At 29.6% G+C, this 19,119-nt stretch carries 17 protein-coding genes, 10 tRNA genes and 1 other RNA gene; 3 read left to right on the top strand and 25 right to left on the bottom strand.

The features are described 5' to 3' along the window. Positions 1-27: 27 nt before the first annotated feature. From thrS to SPLAT_RS00865, 10 genes are all read right to left on the bottom strand, one after another. Entirely contained in the window at positions 28-1,968 is a 1,941-nt protein-coding gene (thrS, locus tag SPLAT_RS00910) for a threonine--tRNA ligase (protein ID WP_168105194.1), read from the bottom strand. 128 nt (positions 1,969-2,096) lie between these two features. Further along, positions 2,097-3,152, bottom strand: coding sequence for an ATP-dependent 6-phosphofructokinase (locus SPLAT_RS00905; protein ID WP_168105193.1), 1,056 nt, complete (start codon positions 3,150-3,152; stop codon positions 2,097-2,099). A 31-nt stretch (positions 3,153-3,183) separates the two neighbouring features. Beyond that, positions 3,184-4,494: a phosphopyruvate hydratase gene (eno, locus tag SPLAT_RS00900; RefSeq protein WP_168105192.1), complete on the bottom strand. Its 1,311-nt coding sequence runs from the start codon at positions 4,492-4,494 to the stop codon at positions 3,184-3,186. Positions 4,495-4,621: 127 nt separating this feature from the next. Continuing rightward, entirely contained in the window at positions 4,622-6,154 is a 1,533-nt protein-coding gene (gene gpmI, locus SPLAT_RS00895; RefSeq protein ID WP_168105191.1) for a 2,3-bisphosphoglycerate-independent phosphoglycerate mutase, read from the bottom strand. A gap of 51 nt (positions 6,155-6,205) precedes the next feature. Beyond that, positions 6,206-7,564, bottom strand: a complete 1,359-nt coding sequence (locus SPLAT_RS00890; RefSeq protein WP_168105190.1) for a hypothetical protein — start codon at positions 7,562-7,564, stop codon at positions 6,206-6,208. A 35-nt stretch (positions 7,565-7,599) separates the two neighbouring features. Continuing rightward, positions 7,600-8,349 carry a triose-phosphate isomerase gene (gene tpiA, locus SPLAT_RS00885; RefSeq protein ID WP_168105189.1) on the bottom strand — a complete coding sequence of 250 codons (750 nt, stop codon included), beginning with the start codon at positions 8,347-8,349 and terminating at the stop codon, positions 7,600-7,602. Positions 8,350-8,365: 16 nt separating this feature from the next. Then, entirely contained in the window at positions 8,366-8,674 is a 309-nt protein-coding gene (locus tag SPLAT_RS00880) for a hypothetical protein (RefSeq protein ID WP_168105188.1), read from the bottom strand. 17 nt (positions 8,675-8,691) lie between these two features. Continuing rightward, positions 8,692-9,429 carry a glucosamine-6-phosphate deaminase gene (nagB, locus tag SPLAT_RS00875; RefSeq protein ID WP_168105187.1) on the bottom strand — a complete coding sequence of 246 codons (738 nt, stop codon included), beginning with the start codon at positions 9,427-9,429 and terminating at the stop codon, positions 8,692-8,694. Positions 9,430-9,447: 18 nt separating this feature from the next. Then, positions 9,448-10,662, bottom strand: coding sequence for an N-acetylglucosamine-6-phosphate deacetylase (gene nagA / locus SPLAT_RS00870; protein ID WP_168105186.1), 1,215 nt, complete (start codon positions 10,660-10,662; stop codon positions 9,448-9,450). A 95-nt stretch (positions 10,663-10,757) separates the two neighbouring features. After that, positions 10,758-10,833: transfer RNA gene (locus tag SPLAT_RS00865), tRNA-Phe, on the bottom strand. 84 nt (positions 10,834-10,917) lie between these two features. On the opposite strand from SPLAT_RS00865, the gene SPLAT_RS00860 reads away from it, so the two are divergent. Beyond that, a complete protein-coding gene (locus SPLAT_RS00860) occupies positions 10,918-11,469 on the top strand; it encodes a GNAT family N-acetyltransferase (protein WP_168105185.1) in 552 nt (183 codons plus the stop codon). On the opposite strand, the gene SPLAT_RS00855 is transcribed toward SPLAT_RS00860, so the two are convergent. From SPLAT_RS00855 to SPLAT_RS00800, 12 genes are all read right to left on the bottom strand, one after another. Beyond that, positions 11,459-12,025, bottom strand: coding sequence for a hypothetical protein (locus SPLAT_RS00855; RefSeq protein WP_168105184.1), 567 nt, complete (start codon positions 12,023-12,025; stop codon positions 11,459-11,461). The genes SPLAT_RS00860 and SPLAT_RS00855 overlap by 11 nt on opposite strands. Positions 12,026-12,165: 140 nt before the next feature. Further along, positions 12,166-12,241 (bottom strand) — tRNA-Asp (locus SPLAT_RS00850). Positions 12,242-12,243: 2 nt separating this feature from the next. After that, positions 12,244-12,318, bottom strand: a tRNA-Met gene (locus tag SPLAT_RS00845). Between the two features lie 16 nt (positions 12,319-12,334). After that, a tRNA-Ser gene (locus tag SPLAT_RS00840) sits at positions 12,335-12,427 on the bottom strand. A 12-nt stretch (positions 12,428-12,439) separates the two neighbouring features. Then, a tRNA-Ile gene (locus SPLAT_RS00835) sits at positions 12,440-12,518 on the bottom strand. Between the two features lie 8 nt (positions 12,519-12,526). Then, positions 12,527-12,604: transfer RNA gene (locus tag SPLAT_RS00830), tRNA-Met, on the bottom strand. Positions 12,605-12,625: 21 nt separating this feature from the next. Next, positions 12,626-12,701 (bottom strand) — tRNA-Ala (locus SPLAT_RS00825). Positions 12,702-12,716: 15 nt separating this feature from the next. Continuing rightward, a tRNA-Pro gene (locus tag SPLAT_RS00820) sits at positions 12,717-12,793 on the bottom strand. Positions 12,794-12,798: 5 nt separating this feature from the next. Further along, positions 12,799-12,873 (bottom strand) — tRNA-Arg (locus SPLAT_RS00815). Positions 12,874-12,979: 106 nt separating this feature from the next. Continuing rightward, positions 12,980-13,055: transfer RNA gene (locus tag SPLAT_RS00810), tRNA-Cys, on the bottom strand. A gap of 105 nt (positions 13,056-13,160) precedes the next feature. After that, positions 13,161-13,587: a transfer-messenger RNA gene (gene ssrA, locus SPLAT_RS00805) on the bottom strand. Between the two features lie 56 nt (positions 13,588-13,643). Next, a complete protein-coding gene (locus SPLAT_RS00800) occupies positions 13,644-13,823 on the bottom strand; it encodes a hypothetical protein (protein ID WP_168105183.1) in 180 nt (59 codons plus the stop codon). A gap of 159 nt (positions 13,824-13,982) precedes the next feature. On the opposite strand from SPLAT_RS00800, the gene SPLAT_RS00795 reads away from it, so the two are divergent. Together SPLAT_RS00795 and SPLAT_RS00790 are read left to right on the top strand one after the other, a co-directional pair. Beyond that, positions 13,983-14,624, top strand: coding sequence for a hypothetical protein (locus SPLAT_RS00795; RefSeq protein ID WP_168105182.1), 642 nt, complete (start codon positions 13,983-13,985; stop codon positions 14,622-14,624). A 64-nt stretch (positions 14,625-14,688) separates the two neighbouring features. Beyond that, a complete protein-coding gene (locus SPLAT_RS00790) occupies positions 14,689-15,642 on the top strand; it encodes an alpha/beta fold hydrolase (protein ID WP_168105181.1) in 954 nt (317 codons plus the stop codon). Positions 15,643-15,680: 38 nt separating this feature from the next. Here the strand turns inward: SPLAT_RS00790 and smpB are convergent, their stop codons facing one another. The 3 genes from smpB to rnr form a co-directional block, all read right to left on the bottom strand. Further along, entirely contained in the window at positions 15,681-16,118 is a 438-nt protein-coding gene (gene smpB / locus SPLAT_RS00785; RefSeq protein ID WP_168105180.1) for an SsrA-binding protein, read from the bottom strand. Positions 16,119-16,188: 70 nt separating this feature from the next. Then, positions 16,189-16,809 (bottom strand): hypothetical protein, encoded by a 621-nt coding sequence (locus SPLAT_RS00780; RefSeq protein ID WP_168105179.1) that lies wholly within the window; start codon positions 16,807-16,809, stop codon positions 16,189-16,191. Between the two features lie 19 nt (positions 16,810-16,828). After that, complete coding sequence (gene rnr / locus SPLAT_RS00775) at positions 16,829-19,009, bottom strand: ribonuclease R (protein WP_168105178.1); 2,181 nt, start codon at positions 19,007-19,009, stop codon at positions 16,829-16,831. Positions 19,010-19,119 lie beyond the last annotated feature (110 nt).

The following is a 19,119-nucleotide window of genomic DNA, read 5'->3' as shown; positions in this document are numbered from 1 at the left end:
TCTTAAATGTAACAGCATTTTTTATTTTTATTTTTTTGCAATAATTTCTTTTTCTAATAACTTAATAAATTCTTCTTTACTTAAGGTTTTGTTATCTTTTTGTTCTTTATAAGTATGATAAGTTAGATTCTTAGCTTGTTGCTCTTTTGCTCCAATAATCAGAACATAAGGAATTTTATTCTCATGAACTAATCTAATTCTTTTTCCTAAAGTATCTTCTTTCACTATCTCACTACGAATATTTTTTGCTTTTAAAGCATTATGAATTTCTTCAGTATACTGACTAATTACTTCACTATCATTAATTGGTAGAATAGCTACTTGTTGAAAAGCAAGTCATAAAGGAAAAACTCCTTGAGTTTGCTCTAATAAAGTTGCAATAAAACGTTCATAAGTACCAATCAACCCTCGATGAATGATGACAGGACTCATTTCGCGGTTCTTATTGTCGATATATGTTAGTTCAAATCTTTTTGGTAGTAAAAAGTCGAATTGAATTGTTGAAATTGTTACTTCATGACCTAAAGGTGTTTTGATTTGAATATCAAATTTTGGCCCATAAAATGCAGCTTCACCAATCATCTCTTGATAGTCAATCTTTAATTCATTTAGTACTTCTCTTAATTCATTCTCAGCATGATCTCACATTTGATCATCATTATAATATTTTTCTTTATCTTCTGGATCTCTTAAAGATAGAGAGAAATAAGATATTTTGATGTTTAAAGTTTCTAAAACTTCAGTTATCAAATGGTAGCAACGCTTAAATTCTTCTTTAATTTGATCAAGACGAACAAAGATATGAGAGTCACTTAGTTCCATTGAACGAACTCGTTCTAATCCTGTCAGTGCTCCACTTGTTTCATAGCGATACAATAAAGCATGTTCACTTAAACGAATTGGTAAGTCACGATAAGAACGTGGCACTGATTGATAAATCATACAATGATGTGGACAAGTCATTGGTCGAAGTACTAATTGTTCGTTATCGTTGACAATTGGTGCAAACATATTTTCTTGATAGTGGTCTCAGTGACCACTCTTTTTATATAATTCAACTGAACCAAGCACTGGTGTGCTTACTTCTTGATAGTCTCATTTAAATTCTTGTTCTCTTAAATAAGCTTGTAAAGTTTTCTTAATTGTCATACCATTAGGTAAAAAAATTGGTAGACCCTTACCTACTTCATCATTGAACATAAAGATATTTAACTTCTTACCAAGAACACGATGATCGTAACTTTTTCTTTTTTCAATCTCAGCGATTTTTGCTACTAGCCCTTCTTTTTCCCAGTCACAAATACCACTAATTCTTTGTAATTGTTTATTCTTATCATCACCTAATCAATAAGCTCCAGTAACACTTGTTAGTTGAAAATACTTAATTGGTGAACTAGTACTAATTGCTACTCCTGATGCAATCACTTTAGTTTTGTTGTCAACTAAATAAGATGCTTTACGACCATTGATGTGAGTCAATTCAGCATATTGTTGGGCAAAAGGATTATTTTTATATAAATCCAATACTTCTGGTAGTTGTTGACAGCTATGAGTAATTGCTAATTTTGTTTGCAGTACCTTACTCATCTCAGTACTTATTTTTAATAAATCTTCTTGTTTCAATTGCTTTTGATAATCAAAATCTAAGTAGAACCCAGTATCAGTATTTTGTGCCACAGCAATTGTTGCTTTTGGATACAACTTCTTCACAACATAAGCCAAAACTAAGGCACAGCTATAATTTAAAACTTTTCAACCTTCTTGATCTTGCTTGTAAATAAATTTAACTGTTGCATCATTGCTAACATGAGAAAATAAATCTCTAACTTGATTGTCAACAGAAAATGCTACGATATCATTTTTATTTTGTTCTTTTGCATATTGATTTAATAAATCGTACCCTGAAATCTTGTCACTAAACTTGACAATTTGCTCTTGATTTTGTTGATTTAAAATTTTAACTTCCATAATCTATCCTCTTTTTTATAATTCAATACTTTATTAAAATCATTTTAACATCTTTAAATCTAAATAAAAAGCAAAAAAGTACTGAATAATTAGTTATCCAGTACTTTTTAAGTAGTATTTAAATGATGCTATTTTCTTTTATAAAAAATTCCAGATAAACGTAAAATCTTACTAATTGCATTAAAGTGATCTGCTTTTGGCATACTTAAAGCAACTTGAATTGGCATTGCTGATAATTTGTTACCATTCAATCCAATGATTGAACTTGAGTTGCCTTTTTTTTCAAGTTGTTCAACTGCAAAAATTCCCATCATAGTTGCAAGATAACGATCAAAAGCACTTGGTGAACCACCACGTTGAACTTGACCAAGAACTGTTGCTCTTGTTTCAACTTTCAATTCTTGTTCAATATTTTTTGCTAACTTTTTCACATCATATAAATGTTCTGTTGTTAGAACAACAATTGAACGTAAATTTTGTTTAGTATGTAAATCTTTGATGATATTGATTAATTCATGCTCTTGAATCTTTGGGTTATCAGGAGTAGCAACTAAATCACAGTTGACAGCAGCTTGAATTGCTAAGTCTCCACAATGACGACCCATTGTTTCAATAATTGAAATACGAGAATGAGAGTCTGATGTTTCACGAATACGATCAATTGCGTCAACAATTGTGTTGAGCGCAGTATCAAATCCAATTGTAACATCACTTGAAACAATATCATTATCAATTGTTCCTGGAATCCCAACACATTTAACGCCTAGTTCACTTAACTTTTGTAACCCAGCAAATGTCCCATTACCCCCAACAGCAATCAAAGCTTCAATCCCAAACTCATCTAAGATTTTTTTTGCTTTTTTTCTTGTTTCTTCTTCTTCAAAACTTTTAAAACGTGCTGTTCCAATAATTGTTCCACCAATTTTAGTACTGATAGTAATTAACTCTTTTCAACGGTCATCAACCTCATAAATTTCTTTTTCTAAAATTCCTTTGTAACCATTTTTAACTAACATCAATTCTAACGGTCGTTTTTCTTCTGGACTCAGACTTTTATTTGCTTGCTTTTCAGAGTTTATTGCTTTAATTGTTTTGTAGACAGCGCTAATAACATTATTCATTCCTGGAGCATCTCCTCCAGAAGTTAAAATTGCAATCTTTCTTTTTTTATTAGTTTCACTCATATTTAAATCCCCATTTTAATTTAGCTGTTTTTTAATTCTTTTTTAAATTATAAAAAACTTCACTTCCCAAAAATTCTGCATCTTCTGCTAAATCTGCATTAATTGTAAGCAAACGATTATACTTAGCAATTCTATCTGTTCTTGACATTGAACCAGTTTTAATTTGACCTGTGTTGAATGCTACAGTTAGATCTGCAATAGTTGTATCTTCTGTTTCTCCTGAACGATGAGAAACAACTGCTGTTCAACCTGCTTTTTGACACATTTGAATTGCTTCAATAGTTTCAGTTAGCGTACCAATTTGATTTAATTTAATCAAAACTGAATTTGCTAGTCCTTCTTTAATTCCTTCCGCAATAATCTTTGGATTTGTAACAAATAAATCATCACCAACAATTTGTACTTCATTATTAGTTTTTTCTACTAATAATTTAAATCCTTGCTTGTCGCCTTCTGCTAGACCATCTTCAATTGAAATAATTGGATATTTTTTCACTAATGAAACTAAATAATCAACCATTTGTTCAGATGTTCATTCTTTTTTATCTCCAGGTTTAGCTGCTGGTTTTGCTCCCAAAACATATTTACCATTTTGATAAATTTCACTTGAAGCACAATCCATTGCAATTGCAATATCAGTTTTTGGTGCGTACCCTGCTTTTTTAATTGCTTCAATAATTAAATCTAATGCTTCTTCTGCACTACCTAAGTTTGGTGCAAATCCACCTTCATCACCAACTGCAGTAACCATTCCTTTTGATTTTAAAATATCTTTTAAACAATGGAATGTTTCTGCTGCCATTTGAATCGCATGATTGAAGTCTTTTGCTCCAACAGGCATAATTAAAAATTCTTGAAAATCAATATTGTTGTCAGCATGTGCTCCACCATTAATAACATTAAACATTGGAACTGGTAGCTGACAACTGTTAGTTCCTCCTAAATAACGATATAATGGCATATCAAGCTCATTTGCTGCTGCTCTTGCAATTGCTAAAGAAGCACTCAAAATTGCATTAGCCCCTAACTTTGATTTATTTTCTGTTCCATCTAAATCAATCATAATTTGATCTAGATACTTTTGTTCTGAAACTTCTTGACCAATTATTGCTTCTGCAATCATTGTGTTAACATTTTCAACTGCCTTTAAAACACTTTTTCCTTGATAGTTTTTTGGATCTTGATCACGTAATTCAATTGCTTCTCTTGAACCAGTCGAAGCTCCTGAAGGAACAAGGGCAATTCCATAGCCTCCTGCATCTGTTCAAATTTCTGTTTGAATTGTTGGATTACCACGAGAATCAATTACTTGTAGTGCTCTAACATCAATAATAACTGACATAATATTTTTTAACCTCTTTCATATTAGTTGATTCTTTTCAAATCATACAAAGTATTTTTATACAAGTAAATAATAATTTAAAAAAATTTTTTTCACAACAAAAATTAACTAAAATTCTTGAAAAACCTTAATTTTTCAATAAAGATTCCTCTTTCATTTCTTCTGGCTTTTTAATTTTTAAAAGATCAAGAATTGTTGGAGCAACATTTGCTAGACTGCCATGCTCTTTTAATTGCAAACCTTTTTTACAAATTATTAATGGTACTGGTTGAGAAGTATGCTTTTTATTAATCTCACCTTGTTCATCAACCATAACTTCAGCATTACCATGATCAGCAGTAATGATTAAAGTTCCATCAACTTGCTTTAAATTTTGATAGATATTTCCTAAACATCAATCAATTGTTTCAATTGCAGCAATCGCTGCTTTTAAGTTACCAGTATGACCAACCATGTCTGAATTAGCAAAATTTAAGATAATCACATCATATTTATCTGATTTAATTTCTTTTTCTAAACGTTGAGTAATCAACTCAGCACTCATTTCTGGCATTAAATCATATGTTTTTACTTTTGGTGAAGGAATTAAAATTCTTGTTTCTAAAGGATACTCAACATCTACTCCTCCATCAAAAAAGTAAGTAACATGAGCATATTTTTCTGTTTCAGTAATTCTTAATTGTGTTAGATTATTTTTGCTTAATCACTCACCCAACCCATTAGTTATCTTAACTGGTGGAAAAATAACACCATTTGCCTTAACACTATCTGCATAAGTCATCATTGAAATAAAATAGATATTTTTTAGTGGTTCAGCACTATTATCTTTTCAAAATGGATAGTTTGAATTAGTTAGTGCACTAGCTAATTGAATTGCTCTATCTGGTCTAAAGTTAGCAAAAATGATACTGTCATCATCGCTAATTTTACTATTTTCCAAGTTTTGATTGTATGCTGGCATCACAAATTCATCACTATGATCTAATTGATACTCTTGATCAATATAAACTAAAGGTTCAGTAAAACTTGCTCCTTTATGAAACACCATGGCATCATATGCTAACTGTAAGCGCTCTCAACGTTGATCACGATCCATTGCATAATATCTTCCTGAAATTGTGGCAAGTGCTCCTACTTTTAAAGATGCCATCTTGTCAATTAATTGTTGTAGATAAATCTTTGCAACATTACTTTTAGTATCTCTACCATCTAAAATTGCATGAACATATACATTACTAAATTTTTCTTGCGCACAATATTCTAATAAAGCAAAAATGTGATTGATATGAGAGTGAACTCCTCCATCACTTAATAAACCAATTATATGTAGTTTACTATTTTTTTCTTTTGCATTTGCAATTGCTGCTTTGATTACTTGGTTACTAAAAAAACTCTTATCATCAATCGCTTTGTTGACTAATGTTAGCGATTGATAAATTGTTCTTCCTGCACCAATATGTAAGTGACCTACTTCTGAGTTACCCATTTGTCCTTCTGGAAGACCTACTGCTAGTCCTGATGCATCTAATTGCATGTGTGGATAATTTGCTAAAAAATAATCCAAATTAGGTTTTTTTGCTTGTGAAATTGCGTTAGTGCTACTTTCTTTAGCAATCCCAAAACCATCTAAAATTGCTAGTAAAATTGGTTGTTTTTTCATAATTTTATATAAACCTCACAGATTCTAGCAAAAATTTACTTTTGCTTAATTTTAAATTGTTTGATTGTTACTAATTTTAAAGAAGTTGATGATGTTTCTGATAAAATCGTTAATTACTTGATAGTTATCTGCTTCAATAAAAACACCATCTTGTTCTTGATTGTAATTAATTGCTTTAAAAGAGACATTAGAAAATTGATTTACTAATGGTGTGATATTAATCTCGCTAATTAAATTCTGACTAATTTTTAAAATAACCATCGAATTAGCAAGATTATTATTAGATAAAAATAAAATTTGATCATCAGCTGTTTGAATTTTTTCTGCTGCCTTTGATGCTAGTAAATCTTGATCTAACAACAGATTATTAAAATTAATATGAATAAATTGATAGTCTCCAATTTTTTCTGAATACTGAGTTTCAATTGAATCATTGATAAAGTTCTTCATCAACTCAGGATTTTTATTTTGAAAATTAGTGAAATCATCTTTTAATTTTAGATAATCATGATTTAATTGTTCTAATTTTTCATAAGTGTCAACAATCAACTCAGGATAAAATTCAGAAATTTTATCACTACTAATTACTTTTATTTTTTGGTTAATCATTTTTATGCCAGCAAATAACTCTTTTTTGCTATTGATAAAGAAATCACTAATCTTTTCTTTTCCGACTAAAAAATCAACAGTAAAATTATTTTTTTGTGTTGTAAAATTTTTAACTTCAATCAATTCAAGTTTTGTTAGACGTTCCTTTTCTAACTTAGTTAACTCATCTTTTAAAAAAGGATATTTTTGATAGTTCAATCGCTTATTTTCTAGGCATTGATTAATTGCATCTCGCGTTTGAAAAATCATCTCTTTACTGATATTTAATTTCTTATTAAATTTTAAAGTAAAGATATCATCATCAATTCTAACGCTAATCTTTTTAATTACATCTTCTGAAATAGCAAAATTATGATGTAAAAATAAATTAAATAATTTAACTGCTAATTTATTATCAAATAATTGCTGACAAAAATATTCATCAGTAGTTAATGTTAACTCATAATCTTCACTAATAGTGATGATGCCAGAAATAACTTTGACTAAATGAAAATAAACACCCTTAACAGTTGTACTATCAACATCAATGATTTTAGCTTTAAAGAAATCACTACTAATAAATCCTTGCTCAGCAATACTTGTTTTATCATGACTGTTTAAAATCGTTTGATTTAAAACAATCAACCCAAAATTTGGTATTTGGCTAACAGGTTCAATCTTATCATTCAATAAGTGCACAATCTTAACTTTTGCTTCTGATTTATCAGAGATAAATTTTGTCTTAGCAAATTGAAAATTTTGTTTTTTTAATTTTAAATTCTGCCATCAATTACTGATGGATTCAGGTTCAACTGGATTCATTTTATTTGCTCCTTACTATTAAATCAAACAAATAATTAATTTAATAAATTAATAAAATCTGCTACTTTCAATGAAGCACTACCTACTAAAGCTCCATCAATATCAGGTTGTGCTAAAAATGTTTTAATGTTTTCAGGCTTAACTGAACCACCATATTGGATTCTAACTTGATCAGCAATATCTTTACTATATAAGTTCGCAACAATATTTCTAATCTCTGAACAAACAGATTGAGCTTCTACATCAGTTGCAGTTTTACCAGTACCAATTGCTCAAATTGGTTCGTAAGCAATAACTAATTTACTAATATCCTCTTGCTTTAAATCTTTTAAAGCAGCCTTAATTTGTTCTTCAATTACTTTCTTTGTTTCTTGCTTTTCATATTGTGCTAAAGTTTCTCCACAACATAAAATTGGTAGTAATTTTGAACTACTAAAAATTCAGTTTAATTTTCGATTGATGCTTTCGTTAGTCTCATTAAAGTATTCTCTTCTTTCTGAATGTCCAATAATAACATAACTAACATCTAACTCTTCTAACATATTAGTAGCAACTTCACCTGTGAAAGCACCTTGTGCTTGATCATGACAATTTTGTGCAGCGATAATAAAATCACTTGCTTTCTTTGCTTTTAAAACATGCAAATTAGTAAAACTAGCTGCAACACCATAATCACAATCAAAACTTCAACCAGTAGTTTGTTCATTGAATTCAGTTAGAAACTCTTCTGCTTCTTTCATAGTTTTATACATTTTTCAATTTCCGATAATAATTTTTTTACGCATTTTACTTTTTCTCCTTTTATCATTTATTTATTTTTGGGATGATAATACCAAAAAATATCCCCAAAAATAAGCCAGTAATAATTAAAAATATTCCTAAAGGAATCAAATAAGAAGCAATAATTAATCACTTAATATTTTTCTTATTTTGAATGTAACAATCTTTATGATAATTCCCTTTAATTAAAATATTGTTAACTTGAACTGAATCTTGATCAGGCAAAATTTCTTCGACACACTTTTTACAAAATTCTTTTTTGCTTTTAATAGCAATATTTTCTTTAAGAATTTCTTCTTTCAAACTATCTTCTTTTATTTCATTTTCCATAATTATTGCTCCTTAAATTAACTTTTTTGTTCTAATAGTGATGCTGCTGCTTGATCTGCTAGAATCAGAACACTAGGATGATTTTGTAAGTAGCTACAAGGTCATTTTTCAGAAACCTTTCCTTGCACCAAAGCCTTCACTGCTTCTGCTTTATTTTTGCCAGTAGCAATCAAAACAATGTTTTTTGCTTTTAAAATTGTTGCAATACCCATTGTGATTGCCTGTGTTGGAACAGTATCTTGGCTACTAGCAAAAAATCTTTTATTTGCTTGAATTGTTTCTTTACTTAATTCTACTACTCTTGTTACAGATTTGACATCTGAACCAGGTTCATTAAACCCAATATGACCATTACTGCCAATTCCTAAAATTTGAAAATCAATTTGTTGATGTTCACTAATTAATTTTTCATACTCAGTAGCATTTTGTTTGACATCACCCAGTCCATTAGGAATATGAATATTTGCTTTTTTAATGTTAAGGTGCTTAAATAATTGCTCTTCCATAAAGTAATGATAGCTATTATGATTTTCTTGCTGTAAACCAACATACTCGTCCAAGTTAAAAGTGCTAACATTTGATCAATCTGTTTTATTTGTTTGATGATCTTCAATTAGTAGTTTATATGTTGCTATTGGACTTGAGCCAGTTGCTAATCCTAAAACAGCATTAGACTTTTGATTAACTAAACCAATCACAATTTTACTTAATAAATTTGCAATTTCATCTGAATCTTTTGTCACAATTAAATGCATTATTTCACCATATCTCAATTATTTTTTAAAAGCAATTTGACCTTCACAAATTGTTAAGTCAACATCATTATCTTGATTTAAAACTAATAAGTCTGCTAATTTATTTTCTTGAATATCACCTATTATGTCATCAAGCTTTAATTGCTTTGCACTATTATAAGATGCCATTTTGATACAATCCTGTCAATTATTATTAGTTATCTTTAATAAATTCTTAAATCCTTCAATCATTGTTGCAACACTACCAGATATTGCTAGATGATTATCTTTTAAAGTTGCAACGCTACCTTTTTTAACAATTGCTAATGAACCTAAATGATACTCACCATCACTACATCCCTTAGCACTAATAGCATCGCTAACCATGATGATATTTTCTGCACCTTTAATTTTATAAGTTAATTTTATAATATCAAGGTCAACATGAACTCCATCACAGATTAATTCTGCTTGCATATCTTTAGTATCTAGGATTGTTGGAACACAGCCAGGAAAACGATGATTGAATCCACTCATACCATTATAAAGATGCGTTACATGATTTAATCCATATTTTTGCGCTTGTTTGACTTGCTTAAAAGTTGCTGCACTATGAGCTAAACTAGGTATGATATCATTCTTGATTAAAAGTGTTGTGAAGTTATTAGTTTCAGAATTAAATTCTTGATCACATTCTAAGGCAAACGCAACAAATTTTAAGCTGTTGTTACTTAATTGCTTTCATTGCTTAATTCATTCAATATTAGGTGCTACTAATAAATTAGGATCATGTGCTCCTTTATATTCTAGACTAATAAAAGGTCCTTCTAAATAAGCCCCTAAAACTTGCGCTTGTTTTTCTGGTTGCTTTTCTTGCATGTAAGAACCTAATTGTGTAAAGAATTGATCAAGAACTGGTTTTTTTGAAGTAACAGTAGCACAACAAAACTTTGTTACTCCTTCTTGAACTACTACTTGAGCAAAATTATTAAGCGAATCTTTTAATTCATTTTTTTCATCAATAAAACTGTATCCATAGCCCCCATGCACATGGATATCAATAAATCCTGGGATAATTGTTTTATTTAAACAATCAATAATTGTGATATTTTTATTATTTCCATAATTTACATCATGAAAATCACCGGATTGAATCTTTGTGATTTTTTTGCCTTGAATTACTAATCAACCAAAATCAATAATTTTGTTAGTGCTAACAATTCGAGCATTTTTTAAAATCAACTCACTAGTCATTCACTACCTCTTCAACTATATAAATAAACTATATTATTTATAACATATTTATAAAATAAAAAAAGGCATTTATTGCCTAAAATAATTTTTATTAATGGTGGTCAAGGGCGGAATCGAACCGCCGACACTATGAGCTTCAATCATATGCTCTACCAACTGAGCTACCCGACCGCTAACTTTAAAATAATATCATAAAATAATAAAATAACAAGATATAATTTAAGAGATTATATTCTATTTTAAAAGGTGAAAATTATGACTGATAAAGAAATCCCAACGCTAACAAGTTCAAGACTTATTCTTCGTGCTCTTACTTTAAATGATGCTGAAAGTATTTTTGAATACGCCAACAACGAAGCAGTAGCAAAATATGTTTTTTGAGAGCCTCATCAAACAATTGAAGATAGCATTAATTTTGTTAGTCAAATAAATAAATCAGATGAACTAATGTGAGGAATTCAGCTAAAAGATAATCCTAAAATTATTGGTACTTGTGGTTTTATTACTTACAATTCAATCACTAAATGTCTAACAATTGGCTATGCTTTGAATCAAAACTATTGAACAAAAGGCTACACTAAAGAAGCTCTATCAATGCTAATTGACTATGCTTTCAATAATTTAGATACGATTAGAATTGAGGGAATTTGTGTTGTAGACAACATTGCTTCAGAAAAAGTAATGCTTAGTTGCAATATGGAATTTGAAGGTATATTACATGATAATTTCATCAAAGGTACAGATATCCATGATTGTAAATTATTTGCCATCACAAAAAGAAATTATTTAGCAAATCTTAAGAAATAATCTCAGTACGGTCTTGAAAAACATCAATCTCTGATCTTGAACCATCTGCTTTCTTATTGACACTTTGCATTTTTCAATCATTGTAAAACTCAAAATAATTTACTAATAAAAGAACAAGAATCAAGATATAAATTAAAGGTCAAAAAGTGAGAACTAGTGACATCTGTCAACTATATAAATATTCAATAAAAATTGCTGAAAAAATTTCAAACAATAAAAAGAAAAGTGTTGCCACAGCAATTGCTAACAACAAAATAACTTTCTTTCACTTATATTCAACACGTTTCAAAGAAGCATCAATCACTAAAAAAATTAAGAAATAAAATAAAAAACTAATCAAGCCAACGCTACCAAAAATCAGACCATTTTTTAGATAAAGATCTAATTCAAGCAGTTCAAGATTCCCAATTTTATAAAACTGAAGACTACCATATCAAGCAAACCCAGTTAAAAATAATGTTATTGGTGTTAGAAGCAACAGCAGGCCTAACAAAGCATACTTCAACAACATTATTGCATCATTGTTACTACTATGTCTGATTTTTTTAAAAAACATAAAAAACTCCCATCAACTATCCTTGTTACTAAAATTATATTATATTTGAACCTGATTTGACCAAATAAACTATTTTTTCTAACAAAAAAGCTAACTAATTTTTAAAATTAGTTAGCTTTTTACTTTAATTAACAATTTAATGGCGGTCCCGACGGGGTTCGAACCCGCGATCTCCCGCGTGACAGGCGGGCGTGTTAGCCATTCCACTACGAGACCAATGGTTTCGGAGGCCAGATTCGAACTAACAATCTTCGGGTTATGAGCCCGACGGGATACCATTTCCCCACTCCGAAATATATTAAATTTTAATGGCGGGAACTGAGGGATTTGAACCCCCGCGCGTCTCACAACGCCTCCCAGTTTTCAAGACTGGTCCCTTCAACCGGACTTGGGTAAGTTCCCATATAAATTTGATGGTGGACCCTATTGGATTTGAACCAATGATCACCCGGTTATGAGCCGGGGACTTTAAACCAAGCTAAGCTAAGGGTCCAAACAATATGGTAGCGGAGACGGGACTTGAACCCATGACCTTTCGGGTATGAACCGAATGTTCTAAACCAACTGAACTACCCCGCCAAAGATAGTTTTTAAATTTAATGGTGGATCCGATCGGGATCGAACCGACGACCTCCTGCGTGCAAGGCAGGCGCTCTCCCAGCTGAGCTACGAACCCATTAAAATTGATAAATGGTCGGGAAGACAGGATTTGAACCTGCGATCTCTCGGTCCCAAACCGAGCGCTTTGCCAAGCTAAGCCACTTCCCGAAGGCTGGCGCGCCTAGCAGGAGTTGAACCCACACCTTCTGATCCGTAGTCAGATGCTCTATCCATTAAGCTATAGGCGCACAAATTTATTAATCCTTAATAACAGACCTTAACAATTATACTTTCTAAAAAAAAATTTTACAAGTTAAATTTTAATAAATAGTAACATTTACTAACATTAATAAATGGAGGAGCTGGACGGACTTGAACCGACGAATGAGAGTTTTGCAGACTCGTGCCTTACCAACTTGGCTACAGCTCCAAATATTTTTATTAACCCTTATTTAACACTTTTTTATCATATCAACTATATTTTAAAAAGACAAGACAACAAATAAAAAAAGCACAAATATAGTGCTAATAAAAATGGTGGAGATGACGGGAATTGAACCCGTGTCCAAAAGGTAACCAACAAATAATATCTACAGTTTAGTAGAATTACTTTTTTCGCTAATATTAATTAATTCCACAAATTTAATATTAACTAGTTAATTAGAGTTTCAAAAAAGCTTATTAACATCGCTTTTTCTAGTTTATTTGTAATACGTTAATTAATAACAATAAACAGTTATTTAATTAACGGTAGTTCTCAATTTAAATTGATTTTAAGCAGTTAAAGTAGCTAAGTTAGCTGATTTGTTTAAACCAAAGCTAAATGAACTTAACTTTTCTTTAATGTCTGCAGGTACTACAGATTTGTTTTTGTTTCCGGTTATTTCTACCTCGTAGTCTTATGGTCTACCAGACCACTGCAATCACTTGCCATTAACTCCTGTCGAAACCTAAACATCCCCACTTAATATTATACTATTTTTAGCTATTTTTATCAATCTTTCAGTAAAAAAACTACTTACTCAAATTTTTCAATTTCTTCTGCAACTAATTCTTCTTGATTAGTTAATTCTAATGCCAAATTCTTAACTTTGCTATCAATCTTGGATAATAATTTTGGAATTCCTAAAGTAATAGTATGTAAAACTACTGAAGCAAATTTTAACCCAATTAATAAAAATCATTGTTTGTTTTTCATTTCTAACCCCTCTGTAAAAAACTTTAATAATATTAATTTTACTACTATTTATTTATTTTACCAAAAATTCTATTTGATTTATTTTGTTGTCAAAAAAATAATTTATAATTAAAATTAAACAATATTTGTTTACAAATATAAAAAAAGGGGTGAAGAAAAATGTTTAGTAAAAATACCGACAATAAATTAGGGGTAAATGATTCAAAAATTGGAAAAAACGACAATGTTGATTTAGGAGACAATAAAAATAATCAAACAAAACAAAAAAGTACAATTAAAAAATCACAATTAGAAAATTCTAATAATAGTCAAAACTATGAAAATAGTCAAAACTTCAATGCTGATCGCATTGAAAATCACTATTATTCTACAGCAAGAGCAAAAGAAGATTCAAAAAACGAACAATATTTAACAGTAATTAACTTAAAAAATGATGCACTAAAAAGAATTTATGAAATTAGAGATACATTTATTGAATGTGTAAAATGTCGAGAAATACACAAGCGTGATATTACAAAAATGCTTAAAAGAAGAGCAGAACAAAATAATTATGAAAAAGATTTTGCTACTCTTTATGATGAAGAATGAGATTTCTCAATTGTTCCTCAATTACCTACCTCTGTTGATAATTGATTAGAAGAAAATGTTAAATTTGTTAAGCAACAAAAAGAATTTTTAGTTAACTATCAAGCGATGAAACCAGGCTTTTACACACCTTGTAAAAAACATATTAATTTAGGAAGAGAATGATATATGCTAGAACTTCAAATAACTGATTATAACAAACTAATTAATAAATAAAATTTAGATTATAATTAATATCATACAAGTAATTCAAGATAAATTAATAAAAGGAAAAATATAAATGGCTCTAAAAGAATGAGATCAAACTTTACGCGATGGTACTAAATTACATATGTACGAATGAAAACCAGATAAGTTAGAAAATGTTAAAGGTATTCTACAATTAGTTCATGGTAGTGCCGAGCATTCAAAAAGATATGATGACTTTGCTAAATATTTAGTAAAAAATGATTATATTGTTATTAGCGATGATCATCGTGGGCATGGCAAGACTGCTCAAAATAAAGAAGACTTAGGGTTTTTTGCTGAAGAAAATGGTTGAGAAACAATAGTTGATGATTTATATGAAGTAACACTTTTAATTAAAAAAATGTATCCAAATCTACCAATAGTCATGTTTGGCCATTCAATGGGCTCATTTATGGAACGAGAATACATCATTAAATATGGAACAAATATTAGCGCAGCGGTGATTTGTGGCACAATGTATCATACTAAAATGGTGTTAAAAATATCACAAATGATTGCCAAACACCATCAAAAAAAACTTGGTTCAAAAGAAAAAGACCAAATGGTTTACAATCTTTCATATGCCAGATTCAACAAACGCTTTAATAAAGAAGGCGCAACAGGCGTTGAATGAATTAGTACTGATAAAAAAGTACAAAAAGCATTCAAAGAAGATCCGTTAAGTGGACAAGTCTTCTCAACTAGCGCTTTTAAAGATATGTTCACTGGTTTGATGTTCATCAACAGCAAAAAAAACATCAAAAAAGGACCAAAAGACCTGCCTATCTTCTTTATTTCTGGCGAAGATGATCCAGTTGGCAACTTTGGCAAAGGTGTCAAAAAAGTTTACAAACTATTTAAAAAACACTACACTAATGTCAGCTTCAAACTCTATCCTCATGCTCGCCATGAAATTCTAAACGAACCAATCAAAACAGATGTCTATCAAGATATCCTAATCTTCTACAATCAAGCAATCAAAACAAACGAACCTAAAAAAGACTAAAAAAGAGATTTAAATAATCTCTTTTTTATTTGCTTTACTTAATAATTTTCTTTAATCTGACGCTTTAAATCACGACTTTTAATTGCTTCTCGTTTATCATGAAGTTTTTTTGGTCTTGCTAGTGCTATTTCTAATTTAGCCTTACCTTTTAAAGTTAGATACAAACTCAAAGGAATAATAATTAATCCTTTTGTTTTTTTTTCTTGCTGCAACTTTAAAATTTCTCGACGATTTAATAGTAATTTTCGTTTTCTTAAAGCATCAACTTGATAAGAAGTACTAAATTGATAATTGTTAATATTCATATTAATGATATAAGCTTCATTTTTCTCAAAGCTAATATAACTATCTTGAATGCTAACATTACCACTTCTAATTGATTTAATTTCTGAACCAGTCAGTACAATCCCTGCTTCATATCGCTCTAAAATTTCATAATTAAAGTATGCTTTTCGGTTCTTGGCAATAATCTTCATAAAAACTCCAGTAATCATAATATACTAATATCATAATATATATTATGCTATATTACGATTTAAAAAACATTTAAGTATAAATTTTTTCTCATTGATAGACTGATCCATAAGCTATTGATGTAACATTGAGGTTAGTATTAGAGTCTTTTAAAGTTGCTGCTATCTTAGCAATTGAAGTTCCTGTTGAAACAACATCATCAATGATGATGATATTTTTGCTATCAAAAAAATGTTGATAGTTTGGCTTAAGAATGATTTTATTTGAAATTTCATTTTTTCTTTCATTTAAATTCAAACGATTTTCTCAAAACTTACGATAGTTCTCAACCAAAAATAAATCATTAATTAATTTTATTTTAATTGCTAAATTACTTTCAATAATACCAATTAACTTTAAAATTATTTTTTCTAAACTACTAATAGAAGTTGATTTTAAAGGCATCATGATAAAATAATCAAACTGTTGAAATAAATCAAACTTTTGACCCAATAAAAATAAATTATTAGCAATACGCAAACAATTTTCATCGTCTAAGTCTTTAGTCTTGATTAAATTATAATCATCATTCACTCAAAGTAGTTCTGGATAAGTTGCTAGCCCTGGTGACTTAAAATAACCATAAAAGTAACAAGGAATTTCAAGTAAATCTTGTTCTATCATTCTAAAATTTGTTTCTTTTGTTAGATTCATCATAAATCCTTGCTATGTTTTATTTTCTACTTCTCTTACTATAATAGAATTTCATTTTTTTGCCATGCTCTTTTATTCTTAAATCTTTGTTACTTTCTTGCTTCATGTCAGCAAAAACAAAGTCAATTGTTCGACTTGCTTTATTAGCATTCTTCACAAGAATGTCTACTGTTTGACCTAAACGATATTGTTTACGCTTTCTTTCACCAAATAGAATCATTGCTTTTTCATTAAAAATATAAAAGTCATCTTGCATATCAGATAATTTAATTAATCCTTCAATTGTGTTTGGTAACTCAACAAAAACTCCAAACCCAGTGATGCCAGAGATAATTCCTGTAAACTTTTGGTTCACAAATTTAGTCATATATTCAGCTTTTTTCATTTGCTCAACAATTCGTTCACATTCCATTGCCTTTACTTCCATATTACTTGATTGTTCAGACGCTAAGGCAGTAAAGTTTTGATTTCTTGCAATAACTTTTGGATTGATGTCCCTATCAACTAAATATTGTCTTAATAAACGATGAACTATTAAATCAGGATAACGACGAATTGGAGAAGTAAAGTGAGTGTAACAAGTACTTGCTAATCCAAAATGGCCGATATTAGCGTTGCTATATCGTGCTTTTTCCATACTTCTTAATAGTAAAGTTGAAAGAACCTGAAAATTTGGTAGATCTTTCAATGAGTTTAATAAAATTTGTAAGTCTTTTGAATGTAACTTATCTCAATGATAGTTACCTTGCAAACCCATCAATTTTAGAATAGTTGTCATTTGTGACAATTTCTTTTTTCTTGGTGACTCATGAACTCGATAAATAAAAGGTAAATTTCTTTTACTAATTGTTCTAGCAACTGTTTCATTAGCACGAATCATAAAACTTTCAATTAATTTTTCTGAAATATCTCGTGTTCTTAATTTAATATCAGTAACTTCACCTTGTTCACTAACAACCACTTTTGCTTCATCAATATCAAAATCAATCACACCATTATTAATTTTGTATTGCGCTAAAATTTCATATAACTCTTTTGCATCTTTCAACATACTTCATACTTGTGGATGAGTGCTAACAAATTCAGGCTTCTTATCATGATAGGCTTCGTTCACTTCATCATAATTCATTCTTCTTACTGATTTCATTAATCCTTCATAAATCTTGCTACTTACTGTGTAGCCTTTCGAATTAATTTCCATATCACAAACAAAACATAAACGTTCAACTTGTTCATTTAACGAACAAATTCCATTTGATAATTGTGTTGGCAACATTGGAATAACACGATCAGCTAAGTAAACTGAAGTTCCACGCATAAATGCTTCATCATCCAAAGGACTTTTTGCTTGCACATAATGGCTAACATCTGCAATAGCTACAATCAAACGATAGTTACCATTTTTTAATTTATAAACACAAATCGCATCATCAAAATCCTTAGCATCCTTGCCATCGATTGTAACTAAAACTTCATTTCTTAAATCAATCCGATTCTTTTTTTCTGCTTCTGAAACAGTTTGACTAATTGCATTGGCAGCCATCAAAGTTTCAGGATCAAATTGTGGCTTAATTCCTACTTCATAAATGACAGATAAAATATCCACTCCAGGATCATTTAAGTTTCCTAAAATTTTTTCAATTGTCACAGTAAAATTATTTTCTTGAAAATTATTTATCTTTGCAACAACAATATTATTTTCAATTGCTTGATCTTCATTAAGAATCTGAACACGATATCTTTGCAACTTACTATTTTGAACACTTAAAGTTTTTTGCTTTGTTACTTGATCAACAACAACTGTTCCAACTAAACTTGTTGTATTACGTTTTAAAACAATGTTAACAATTGCTTCATCATTAGAAATTGCACTAAATAAAACTTCATCATTATTCAAAGCATGATTAGTGTTATTTGGACTAACACGATATTCTTTATCATTACTATTCAAAGGCTTCACAAAACCTGTGCCTTTCATAGTAACTTGGATGACACCAATTAAAAATTTGTTGTATCCCTTTTCAAGATAAAACTCTTTCTGATCATTTTCTAAAATAATATCACTAGTTTTCAATTCTTCAACATCAGACAATAGTTCTTCTTGCTGAGCGTGATTAATAATTTTTAATTTACTTGTTAATTCAACGATTGATACTGGTTTAACAGCATTTTTTAAAACATCAAGAATTTGTTGTTTCATATTATTTTTAACTCCAAATCTCTTTTATAAATATCTCTAACTATTCTATAATTATAATAAAAATAACTACTTAATATACAAAATATAAATTAAGCGTTAAAACAAGCACA

Source organism: Spiroplasma platyhelix PALS-1 (assembly GCF_021496725.1).
In the GTDB taxonomy this organism is placed as follows: Bacteria; Bacillota_I; Bacilli_A; order Mycoplasmatales; family VBWQ01; genus Spiroplasma_D; species Spiroplasma_D platyhelix.
The sequence above is the reverse complement of the archived record's forward strand: the minus strand, read 5'-3'. Positions and strand labels throughout refer to the sequence as shown.